10 protein-coding genes and 1 pseudogene are annotated in these 11,344 nt (G+C 68.7%); 8 read left to right on the forward strand and 3 right to left on the reverse strand.

Annotation, left to right across the window (positions count from 1 at the left end):
* Positions 1 to 278: 278 nt before the first annotated feature.
* Entirely contained in the window at positions 279 to 1,571 is a 1,293-nt protein-coding gene (locus CFB89_RS18195; protein ID WP_089469058.1) for a hypothetical protein, read from the reverse strand.
* Positions 1,572 to 1,650: 79 nt separating this feature from the next.
* Here CFB89_RS18195 and CFB89_RS34970 point away from each other — a divergent pair, with 79 nt between their 5' ends.
* The 6 genes and pseudogenes from CFB89_RS34970 to CFB89_RS35375 form a co-directional block, all read left to right on the forward strand.
* Positions 1,651 to 1,827: a hypothetical protein gene (locus CFB89_RS34970; RefSeq protein WP_179233474.1), complete on the forward strand. Its 177-nt coding sequence runs from the start codon at positions 1,651 to 1,653 to the stop codon at positions 1,825 to 1,827.
* A 51-nt stretch (positions 1,828 to 1,878) separates the two neighbouring features.
* Positions 1,879 to 2,598 (forward strand): SDR family oxidoreductase, encoded by a 720-nt coding sequence (locus CFB89_RS18200; protein ID WP_089469059.1) that lies wholly within the window; start codon positions 1,879 to 1,881, stop codon positions 2,596 to 2,598.
* Positions 2,599 to 2,734: 136 nt separating this feature from the next.
* The gene (locus CFB89_RS18205) at positions 2,735 to 4,684 is read left to right on the forward strand and encodes an arylsulfatase (RefSeq protein ID WP_089469060.1); all 1,950 of its coding nucleotides are present in this window, start codon (positions 2,735 to 2,737) and stop codon (positions 4,682 to 4,684) included.
* 15 nt (positions 4,685 to 4,699) lie between these two features.
* Positions 4,700 to 5,749, forward strand: a complete 1,050-nt coding sequence (locus tag CFB89_RS18210; RefSeq protein ID WP_089469061.1) for a formylglycine-generating enzyme family protein — start codon at positions 4,700 to 4,702, stop codon at positions 5,747 to 5,749.
* 53 nt (positions 5,750 to 5,802) lie between these two features.
* A complete protein-coding gene (locus CFB89_RS18215; protein WP_089469429.1) occupies positions 5,803 to 6,558 on the forward strand; it encodes a MetQ/NlpA family lipoprotein in 756 nt (251 codons plus the stop codon).
* Positions 6,552 to 6,901: pseudogene (locus CFB89_RS35375) on the forward strand (flagellin N-methylase); the annotation flags it as partial. The gene CFB89_RS18215 and the pseudogene CFB89_RS35375, both read left to right, overlap by 7 nt.
* Here the strand turns inward: CFB89_RS35375 and CFB89_RS18225 are convergent.
* Positions 6,900 to 7,790, reverse strand: coding sequence for a hypothetical protein (locus tag CFB89_RS18225; RefSeq protein WP_089469062.1), 891 nt, complete (start codon positions 7,788 to 7,790; stop codon positions 6,900 to 6,902). The pseudogene CFB89_RS35375 and the gene CFB89_RS18225 overlap by 2 nt on opposite strands.
* A gap of 155 nt (positions 7,791 to 7,945) precedes the next feature.
* Positions 7,946 to 8,878 (reverse strand): LysR family transcriptional regulator, encoded by a 933-nt coding sequence (locus CFB89_RS18235; RefSeq protein WP_089469064.1) that lies wholly within the window; start codon positions 8,876 to 8,878, stop codon positions 7,946 to 7,948.
* Positions 8,879 to 9,083: 205 nt separating this feature from the next.
* On the opposite strand from CFB89_RS18235, the gene CFB89_RS18245 reads away from it, so the two are divergent.
* Together CFB89_RS18245 and CFB89_RS18250 are read left to right on the forward strand one after the other, a co-directional pair.
* Positions 9,084 to 9,857 carry a putative hydro-lyase gene (locus CFB89_RS18245; RefSeq protein ID WP_089469066.1) on the forward strand — a complete coding sequence of 258 codons (774 nt, stop codon included), beginning with the start codon at positions 9,084 to 9,086 and terminating at the stop codon, positions 9,855 to 9,857.
* 87 nt (positions 9,858 to 9,944) lie between these two features.
* Complete coding sequence (locus tag CFB89_RS18250; protein ID WP_089469067.1) at positions 9,945 to 11,243, forward strand: MFS transporter; 1,299 nt, start codon at positions 9,945 to 9,947, stop codon at positions 11,241 to 11,243.
* The last annotated feature ends 101 nt before the right edge of the window (positions 11,244 to 11,344 follow it).

Below are 11,344 nucleotides of genomic sequence, written 5' to 3' on the forward strand. Positions count from 1 at the left end.
GCTGGTGCGGGACGTCAGGAGGCCGGCAAGCTCGCCGAGTTCGCGCAGCCATGCGCCGTCGACCATCATCACCAGGGTGACGGCGCCCGTGCGTTGCGCGAACAGGCTGCCGAGCCGTTCCGGGCGCAGCAGCCGATCGTGGCCTGCGTCGTCCCGTGCGACCGGCATCACGACGGGCACCAGCGCACTGGCGTGCTCTGTGGTGGATCGCGAACCCATTCTAGTGAACGGATGCGCGCTCGCAAGTAAAAAGGTCGTAAAGGCGTGTGAGTCGCGCGTTACGTGCACTGCCATAGATGCGCGCTGGTGCGGCACGGCGCGCACCAGAACGTGTAGTTCGCGCCGCCACTGCCCCACAGCCATTCGCCGCCGTCGACCTGCGGAAGTTGCGAATCGAGCTGCATCGCGAAGTGCATCGTGCGGCCGCAGTCGGGACAAGCGGGATACCACGCGGACTGCACCCACGACGGCGGACCGCCAACGCGGCTCAGGTTCTGCCGGTCGTTCGACTCGCCCCAGTCCTGCCAGGTCCATCGTGCAGGGGCGGCGAAGAGTGCGACGTCGGATTCGACGAAGGCTGCCGCCGGGTAGTCGGGCTCGATCGGGGCATCGTGCTGCTGCGACGGGTGAGCGATCGCGTGGCCCGAGTCGTCGTGCCGGTAGAACAGCGGGCCGTCGCTTTCCCAGCCGAGACAGGACAGGCGCGTGTCGAACGACACGGGTGTCGCGCTGTCGATGCCGGCTTCGGCGGGTTGCGGCAGTGTCAGCAGCCGGTGCAACGGCTGATGACACAGGCCGCATCGATGCGGCGATACGCCGCCGAAGTGCGCGGTCGATCGAGGCGATTCGCCTGTGTGCCAGGTCGCGTGATTCGCCTGGATCTCGCGTTTCCACTTCGGCATCGCGCGAAGCGCCGGTGCACGCAGCGTGCGTCCGAAGTCGACATGCAGCGGCGCATCGTCGTGCAATGCACGCAACGTGCCGTGCTCCAGCGTGTAGCCCGCGGACATGAGCGCGTTCGCGGCTTGCTCCGGATCGTCCGGGAACAGCCGGCCCGCTGCGTCGAGCACGGCTGCCGGTCGCCGCGAATGGAGCAGCGCGACGGCGCGTGCGCGTGCCGCATCGTCAAGGGCTGGGGCTTCCGCCAGCCGTTGGCGCCACGCATCGATCGTCGCGGGATCGAGCGCCCGCCACGCGTGTTCGGCGAGATACAGGCTCGGTGATCGCCGGGCGAGGGCCACGTCGAGCAGTGCGTCCCAATGACCGACGAACACCTGTGGCGAGCGCAGCGCCACGCTCGACAGCACATTCGCGAGCCGCGCATTCCACGCGCCTTCGAGCACCCGTCGCCATGCTTCGGAGGCAACCTGATCGAACGCGGCGCCGTCCATCAGGTCGAGTGCGGCGTCGATGAACGTCGCATGCGGCAACGTGCGATCGAACGATGCGATCACCAGATCGACGAGTGCGGTCGGCTCTTCGCGCCGCAGCGCCAGCATCCGCGACATCGGGTCGTTGCCGGTCCAGCCGAGGCGTTCGTAGTCGTCAAGAATGGTTTGTGCGGTAGACATGGGAGCGGAACGGTGGGGGAACTTCATCTTACCCGAGCAAGGTAGCGGCTCCGTATACGGTCGATCCAAAGAAAAACGCGTGACGACTTTCGTCGCCACGCGTTTTCCGTCACTACATGATCAACGTTTTCACGCCAAGGACGGCGAGGGTATGGAGAACGTTGTAGCGACCGCTCGACGCGACGACGGCGACGACGACCATACGCGTTTCCCATCGCTGCGGCACAATCGCCCGGAGCACGCGCACGCCGGATGACTACAGGCGTGTCGCGCCATTTCCTCCGCCTTCCTCGTCAAGAGCACGTCCATGTCATCCCGCACTTATCTCGTCACCGGCGCGTCGCGCGGCATCGGCTTCGCGATCAGCACCACACTCGCCCGCCGCGGCCATCGCGTCGTCGGCCTCGCTCGCCATGCGCAGGGCGTCGACTTCCCCGGCGAATTGCTCGCGTGCGATCTCGCCGATATCGAGCAGACCACCGCGACGCTCGCGCGGATCGGCGCGAGCCACGACGTCGACGGCATCGTCAACAACGCCGGCATCGCGTTGCCGCAACCGCTCGGCAAGATCGATTTCGAGTCGCTGCAAGCCGTGTTCGATCTCAACGTGCGGGCCGCGATCCAGGTCACGCAGCACTTTGCCGATGCGATGAAGGCGCGCGGCCATGGACGCATCGTCAACATCTGCAGCCGCGCGATTTTCGGCAGCCTCGACCGCACCGCGTATTCCGCCGCGAAGAGTGCGCTGGTCGGCTGCACGCGGACGTGGGCGCTCGAACTCGCCGAACACGGCGTGACCGTCAACGCGGTCGCGCCCGGCCCGATCGAGACGGAACTGTTCCGCCAGACGCGGCCGGTCGGCAGCGAAGCCGAACGCAAGGTGCTCGCGACGATCCCGGCACGCCGGCTCGGCACGGCCGACGACGTCGCGGCCGCGACCGCATTCTTTCTGTCCGACGAAGCCGGTTTCGTCACCGGGCAGGTGCTGTCGGTGGACGGCGGCGGCAGCCTCGGCGGGCGCGGCTGACGCACGTCGGCGCGGGGCGCGGCGGACGACGCGCCGCGCATATTCCCCCACCCCGTTAGCATGTGACGAATCCGACTTTGGCCGTTGCGCGCGCGACGCTAAGATCGCCGATCCCGTAGATCGAGCGTCAACAAGAATGAAAAAGTCCGCGTCGCCGTTGCATGCTGTTCGTTTCCGTGTCGTTTGCGCCGCGATTGCCGGCGCGGTGTCGCTCGCGTCATGCGGCGGCGTCGACAGCAATCCGCCGCCGCAGGCCAGCGCGACGCCCCCGGCCAAGCGCCCGAACATCCTGTACATCATGGCCGACGATCTCGGCTATTCCGACATCCATGCATTCGGCGGCGAGATCGACACGCCGAACCTCGATGCGCTCGTCGCGTCGGGCCGCATCCTGTCGAACCACCACACGGGCACCGTCTGCGCGATCACGCGCGCGATGCTGGTGTCCGGCACCGATCACCATCTCGTCGGCGAAGGCACGATGGGCGTGCCGACCGACGAGCGGCGCGGGCTGCCGGGCTACGAGGGCTACCTGAACGATCGCGCGCTGTCGTTCGCGCAACTGCTGAAGGACGCCGGCTATCACACGTATATCGCGGGCAAGTGGCACATCGGCTCGGGCATCGTCGGCAGCGCGACGGGCAGCGGGCAGACACCCGACCAGTGGGGTTTCGAGCGCAGTTACGTGCTGCTCGGCGGCGCGGCGACGAACCACTTCGCGCACGAGCCGGCCGGCTCGTCGAACTACACGGAAGACGGCCGCTACGTGCAGCCGGGCCAGCCCGGGCAACCGGGTGGCACGGGCGGCAGCCCGGCCGTGTTCTATTCGACCGATTTCTATACGCGGAAGCTGATCTCGTACATCGACGCGAACAAGCAGGACGGCAAGCCGTTCTTCGCGTACGCGGCCTACACGTCGCCGCACTGGCCGCTGCAGGTGCCTGATCCGTGGCTGCACAAGTACGCGGGCGTGTACGACGCCGGCTACGACGCGATCCGCAACGCGCGGATCGCGCGGCAGAAGGCGCTCGGCCTGATTCCCGCCGATTTCAAGCCGTTCGACGGGCTGCCGGAGACGACGGCGGCATCGCCCGCGACCGCGAACAACGGCACGGCCAGCGCGAAGTACATCAACGCGGTGCATTCGGCCGCGGACGGCTACGGCGACTACGGCCCCGGCAAGGTCGACAAGCTGTGGTCGAGCCTGTCGCCGGCCGAGCGCAAGGCCCAGGCACGCTACATGGAAATCTACGCGGGGATGGTCGAGAACCTCGACTACAACATCGGACTCCTGATCCAGCATCTGAAGGACATCGGCGAATACGACAACACGTTCATCATGTTCCAGTCGGACAACGGCGCGGAAGGCTGGCCGATCGATTCCGGCGCGGACCCGACCGCGACCGACACCGCGAACGCGCACGAGCCGACCTATTCGGCGCTCGGCACCGACAACGGCAAGCAGAACGCGCAGCGCCTGCAGTACGGGCTGCGCTGGGCCGAAGTGAGCGCGGCGCCGTTCCGGCTCACGAAGGGCTATTCGGGCGAAGGCGGCGTGTCGACGCCGACGATCGTGCACCTGCCCGGCCAGTCGCAGCCGTTGCCGACGCTGCGCGCGTTCACGCACGTGACCGACAACACGGCGACCTTCCTCGCGATCGCGGGCGTCACGCCGCCGTCGCAGCCGGCGCCGCCGCTGGTGAACACGCTGACGGGCGTCGATCAGAACAAGGGCAAGGTGGTCTACAACAACCGCTACGTGTATCCGGTGACGGGCCAGTCGCTGTTGCCGGTACTCACCGGTTCGGCGACGGGCGAAGTGCATACGACGCCATTCGGCGACGAAGCGTATGGCCGCGCGTATCTGCGCAGCGCCGACGGCCGCTGGAAGGCATTGTGGACCGAGCCGCCGCTCGGCCCGCTCGACGGTCACTGGCAGCTTTACGATCTCGCGGCGGACCGCGGCGAGACGACCGACGTGTCCGCACGGCACCCGTCGGTGATCGGCACGCTGGTCGACCAGTGGAAGGCGTACATGAGCAACGTCGGCGGCGTCGAACCGCTGCGTCCGCGCGGCTACTACTGATCCGGGAGCGACACGATGCGGCTCCGCTTCTGGACGATCGGCGCGGCGCTGGCCGCTACGCTGTTCGCCGCCGCGTTCGCGGTGGGTTACGCGAATCCGGCGGCGCCGACAGGCGGCGCATTCGACGCGCCGAATCGCGGCCGCGCGCTCGCGCCGCTCGGTTCGGAGCGCGAGTGCAAGCGCTATTCGGGGCTGCCGGCGAAGTGGCGCGACGATCCGAAGGCGGGCATGGTGCACCTGCACGGCGGCGCGTTCGTGTTCGGCAGCACGCGCGGGTATGCGGACGAGCGTCCGGCCGGCGACGGCAAGACGCGTGTCGGCGGCTTCTGGATCGACCAGACCGACGTGACGATCGCGCAGTTCGCCGTATTCGTGCAGGCCACCGGTTACGTGACCGAGGCCGAGCAGCAGGGTGGCGCGGCGGTGTTCCATGTGCCGACGCGCGACGAGCTGAATGCACGCGACCTCGCGTGGTGGTCGTGGGTGAAGGGGGCGTCGTGGCGGCATCCGCGCGGGCCCGGCAGCGACGTGGACGGGCTCGGCAACCTGCCGGTGACGCTCGTCACGCAGCGCGATGCGCTCGCGTATGCGCACTGGCTCGGCCGCGACCTGCCGACCGAGGCCGAATGGGAATACGCGGGCAAGGCCGGCCGCGACGACACATCGCTCGATGCGGCGCCGCGCGACGCGAACGGCCAGCCGGCCGCGAACTACTGGCAGGGCGCGTTTCCGGTGCTCGATACGGCCGAGGACGGTCATGCGGGGCTGGCGCCCGTCGGCTGCTACGCGGCGAACGGCTTTCGTCTTTACGACATGATCGGCAACGCATGGGAATGGACGAAGGATGCGTACACGGGCCCGCATCAGTCGCATACGAACGGCGACATGGCAGCCGTCGCACCGCCGACGCGCCGGCACGATACGCCGATGGTCATCAAGGGCGGCTCGTTTCTGTGTTCGCGCGATTACTGCGTGCGCTATCGTGCGTCGTCGCGCGAACGGCAGGACGCCGATCTCGGTGCGTCGCATATCGGATTCCGAACGATCCTGAGGGACGGGTCGTGACGACGGGCCTCGGGCGATTCGTTGCAGCGTGGCTGTTCGCTGCGTGCGCGGTGATGCAGCAGGGTTCGGCGATGGCCGCCGAAGCCGCGGTGCCGGCCGTGCGCGTCGGCGTCACGCGCGGCGTGCATGCGCAGATCCTCGACGAAGTGAAGCGGGTGGCCGCCGCGCGCGGGCTCGGTGTCGACGTCGTCGAATTCGACGATGCGTCGCGCATCGACACGGCACTGGCCGACGGGCGGATCGACGCGGCCAGCTTCGAGGATGCGCAGCGCCTGAGCGCCACGTGCGCGGCGAAAGGCTATGCGCTGAGCGCCGTCGCGCCGACCGTCACGCTGCCGCTGGCGTTCTATTCGCGCAAGCTGAAGAACCTGAACGAACTGCAACCCGGCGCGACGGTCGCGCTGCCCGCCGATCCGCGCGGGATGGCGCGCGCGCTCGTGCTGCTGCAGAACGACACGCTGGTGGCGCTGCGCGAAAAAGCCGGCCTGCATGCGACGCTGCGCGACGTGACGGGCAACCGGCTCGCGCTGAAATTCGTCGCGCTGCGCGGCGACCGCCTTTACGCGGCGCTCGATACGGCCGCGTTCGTCGCGATCGACAGCGACGACGCGGCCCGCGCCGGGCTGCAGCCCGCCCGCGACAGCATCAGCCTCGAGGACGCCCGCTCACCGTATGCGAACGTGCTCACGGTGCGCGACGCCGATCGCGCGAAGCCGTGGGTCGCGCAACTCGTCGCCGCGTATCACTCGGACGACGTCGCGCGCTTCATCCTCACGCGCTACCATGATTCGGTGCGGCGTCCGTGGTAGACACCTACCTGCTTGCGTGCACCGCGTGCGGCCGCTGTTGCAACAGCGCGCCGACGCTGTCGTCGCGCGAACTGTTCCGGCATCGGCATCGCTTCGTCGGCGCGTTGACGATCCGCCGCGTGCCGAAGCGGCGGATCGGCGAACGCTGGCGGGCGGGCGCGAGCATGCGGACGACGTCGCGGCGGCCGATGCGCTGGCCGACCGGCTGTTTCATCGCGGCGGCGGCGTGCAGGGCGCATGGCTCGCGCTGACGCTGCAAGGCTACGACTATCCGTCGCCGGGCCGTTGCGCGGCGCTCGCCGACGACGGCCGCTGCGGCGTGCACGCGCACAAGCCGCCGGTCACGCGGCCGCGCCGGTTTCTCCTGGCGTCGCCGGTTCGTGCGCCGCGCGCTCCCAGATCGGGAACGTCGCGTTCTGGATCGACGTCTGCGCGTCGATGACCTTGCGGTGGTCGATGCCGGGCAGGTCGAGCAGCCGGTCGACCGCGGCCCTCGCGCCTTCGGCATCCTGCGGGAAGGCACACGCGAATTGCTGGTTCGTATCGAACAGAATCCACCAGACATCCGACGCGAACGGCCCCTGGTCGTTGGTTTCGATCACGATCGCGCCGAGATCGGCGAGCGCGATGCCGCGCGTCGCACCGGTTCCGTCGGTCGCTTCGATGCGCGTATCGGTTGCCGTCACGGTCCAGCCGCTTTGCCGGGCAGGCGGCCGGGGCGATGACGGCGCGGCATTCGGCCGGGCCGGGCTGCCGGTGCCGGTGACAGCGCCGTTCGGTACGACCCCATCCATGGCCCCGACGGCACGGCTCGGCGCCACGCCATCCTGCCGTTTGCGCCCGTCGATCCACGGCAGCGCGGCGGCGCCGACCATCGCCGCGATCCACAGGTAGTACCCGGCCCCGAACGTGCGGATCGTTTCGTAGTTCGCGTCGGTCGGGATCGTATGCCAGCCGAGCGCGAAGACCACGACCACGGCCAGCAGCGCGGACACGGTACGGCTAGGCCGCAGCAGCGCGACCACGAGCAGCGGATTGCCGAGCCACGCGAATTGCAGGTCGAGGATCGCGAGCGGCCCGAGCGCGAGCACCGTGTAGCCGCGCCACCAGCTCACGGCGCCGGCCGCATTCGGCGGTTCGGCCGCGACGGGCAGCAGCAGCGACGCGACATACAGCGCGACGATCACGACGCGCGCGAGATTCAGGCGGGACGAAGCGGAGCGAATCTGCATGTTGCCTTCTTGTGGTGCACGATCATGCGAAGCGACGAATGCCGGACGGCCGGGCCGTCATTCACGATGCGCGGCGCCGAGATGGCGACGCGCCGAACGCGATTGTGGGCGATTCGCGCGGCGATGTCGAACGCGCGTCGTTCGCCGCTGCACAATCAAAGCGCTTCGACCAGCAACCGCGTGCTCTTTTCGCAATACTCATGACATGCCGCCCGCGCGGCGATCGACGCACCGTGCACGAACCGCGGCGCGTCCGCCCGTCGCGACATCGACACGACGATCGACGGCGGCGACGGCTGCAGCGGCAGCTCGACGACTTCGCCGCTTTCGATCAGCGCATCGACGAACAACACCGGAATCGCGGCGACGCCGAAACCGTCGCGCACCAGTTGCACGATCACCGAGATCGATGGCGACCCGGTAATGCGCGTTTCCGACAGCGGCACGCCGTGTGCATGCGCGAGCGTGCGGACGATGTCTTCCAGCGCGCGATGGGGCGCGGTGCCGCGCCCGTAGGTGAGGATCGGCTGGCGCAGCACCTGCCGCGCGAGGCCGGTGCGCGTGTTCGGCAGCAGCCCGGCGCGCGCGATCCAGCGCACCGGGTAGTTCGCGAGCGCGTCGCACACGACCGACGCCTCGTCGCTGCCCTCGACGCGGATGATCAGGTCGAGCTCGCCGGCCATCAGCCGGCGCTGCAGCACGACGCTGACGTCGACGGTCAGGTCGATTTCCAGTTGCGGATAGTCGGCCGCGAGCCGCCGCATATAGTGCGGCAGCCAGCTGTGCACGACCGTCTCGATCACGCCGAGCCGCAGCTTGCCGCCCAGTGCACGCTCGCCGGACGCGGCGGCCTGCAGTTCCTGCGTCGCCTCGACCACGGCTTTCGCATAGCCGAGCAGGTATTCGCCGTTCGGCGTGAGCCGGAACGCGCGGCTGTCGCGATCGACGAGGACAGTGTGCAGCTCGTCCTCGAGCGCTTTCAGGCGTTGCGAGATCGCGGCCGGCGTCGCATGCAGCGCTGCCGCGGTCGTGCGGAAGTTGCGCAGCTTCGCGAGCATGACGAAGGTTTCGAGAAAACGCGTATTCATGGCGGTCGGACGAGCAATGGATGCGCAGCTTGCCGGCGACGAAAAGTGAACGGGACCGGGGAAAACCCGCAGGACCGTTAAGAAATTCTATACAACGGGCGCAAAAAAACTCGTTGGCGACAAAATTTTTTCCTTTCTATTCTTCGCCATATCCGATGACACACCACCGTCATCGCCCCGCCATCCCGATTTGCGACCGACCATCATGACGCCTTCCGAATTCCGCCAGTCCGTGCGCCGCGGCGCGTTCCGCGGCCCGACCGCAGGCCATTGCGGCCCGTTTGCCCAGGCGAACCTCGCGATCCTGCCCGACGCGTACGCGCACGATTTCCTGCGCTTCTGCCAGGCGAACCCGAAGGCCTGCCCGCTGCTGGGCGTCGGCGAACCGGGTGCGTTCCGGATCGCCGCGCTCGGCGAGGATCTCGACATCCGCACCGACGTGCCGCGCTACAACGTGTATCGCGACGGCCGCCTGACCGAGCAGGCCGAATCGCTGGAAGCGCTGTGGCGCGACGATTTCGTCGTATTTGCGATCGGCTGCTCGTTCTCGTTCGAGGACATGCTCGCCCGCGAAGGGATCGGGCTGCGCCACGTCGAGGAGGGTCGCAACGTGCCGATGTACCGCACGTCGATCCCGAACCGCCGCGCGGGGATCTTCGGCGGCCAGCTCGTCGTGTCGATGCGGCCGCTGCGCGGCGCCGACGCGATCCGCGCCGTACAGATCACGAGCCGGTTCCCGGGCGTGCACGGCGCGCCGATCCATATCGGCCATCCGCGGGAACTGGGCATCGAGGATCTGGACGCGCCCGAATTCGGCGACGCGGTGACGATCCGCGACGGCGAGCTGCCGGTGTTCTGGGCGTGCGGCGTGACGCCGCAAACCGCGCTGATGGACGCGAAGCTGCCGATCGCGATCGCGCATACGCCCGGCCACATGCTGATGACCGACATCACGAACGCGTCGCTCGCCGTGTTCTGACCCGGCCGGCCCCGCACGCGACGCACCTTCGACAGACACACCGCACCCCACGCCATTCGATCGGCGCACAACGACAGGAGCATCACCATGGAAAGCAAGACCCTCGCGGCGCCCGCCGCCGAGCCCGCGAGCCGCGAGCGCAGCGGCCTGTTCTCGTGGTACGCGGATGCGCAGCCGCGCGAACGCCGCGCGTTCTGGAGCTGCAAGGTCGGCTACATGCTCGACGGGATGGACACGCAGATGCTGTCGTTCGTGATCCCGACGCTCGTCGCGACCTGGGGCATCACGCTCGCCGACGCCGGCTTCATCGGCACGGTCACGCTGCTCGCGTCGGCGCTCGGCGGCTGGATCGCCGGCATCCTGTCCGACCGCATCGGCCGCGTGCGCACGCTGCAGCTCACGGTGCTGTGGTTCGCGGTGTTCACCGCGCTGTGCGGGCTCGCGCAGAACTACCACCAGCTGCTGGCGGCGCGCGCGCTGATGGGCTTCGGCTTCGGCGGCGAATGGACGGCCGGCGCGGTGCTGATCGGCGAGGTGATCCGCGCGCGCGATCGCGGCAAGGCGGTCGGCCTCGTGCAGTCGGGCTGGGCGATCGGCTGGGGGCTGTGCGCGCTGCTGTATGCGCTGCTGTTCTCCGTGCTGCCGGCCGAGCAGGCGTGGCGCGCGCTGTTCCTCGTCGGGCTCGCGCCCGCGCTGCTGGTCGTCGCGATCCGCCGCTACGTGAAGGAGCCGGACGTCTACGAGAAGGAGAAGGCCGCGCAGGCGAAGGTGACCGACGCGCCGCGCCTCACCGAGATTTTCGCGCCGAAGCTGATCACGACGACGCTGCGCGCGGCGCTGCTGACGACCGGCGCGCAGGGCGGCTACTACGCGATCACGACGTGGTTGCCGACCTTCCTGAAGACCGAACGGCACTTGACGGTGATGGGCACCGGCGGCTATCTCGCGATGATCATCTTCGGTTCGTGGGTCGGCTACCTGACGAGCGCGTATCTGACCGACCGCCTCGGCCGCAAGCCGAACTTCATCCTGTTCGCGGTCGGCTCGATGGTGATCGCGTTCGCGTACACGTCGCTGAACCTGACCAACGCGTCGATGCTGTGGCTCGGCTTCCCGCTCGGCTTCTTCGCATCGGGCATCTTCTCGGGGATGGGCGCGTTCCTCACCGAATTGTTCCCGACCCGCGTGCGCGGCTCCGGCCAGGGCTTCTGCTACAACGTGGGCCGCGCGATCGGTGCGCTGTTCCCGTTCCTGATCGGCGCGCTGTCCAAGCAGTACGGGCTCGGTACGAGCATCGGCCTCTTCGCGGTCGCCGCCTACGGCGTGGTGATCGTCGCCGCGCTGACGCTGCCCGAGACCCGCGGCCGCGAACTCGACGCCGCCTGACCGACGGCAGCCGCGGGGCGTCCGGCCCCGCGTTTTTCTTCCCCTTTCATCGACACCGTGACGCGGCGCGCGACGCGCGCCGTGCGGCGGCGCTCGTCCCT

Origin of the sequence: Burkholderia sp. AU16741 (assembly GCF_002223345.1) — a bacterium.
Taxonomy (GTDB): domain Bacteria; phylum Pseudomonadota; class Gammaproteobacteria; order Burkholderiales; family Burkholderiaceae; genus Burkholderia; species Burkholderia sola.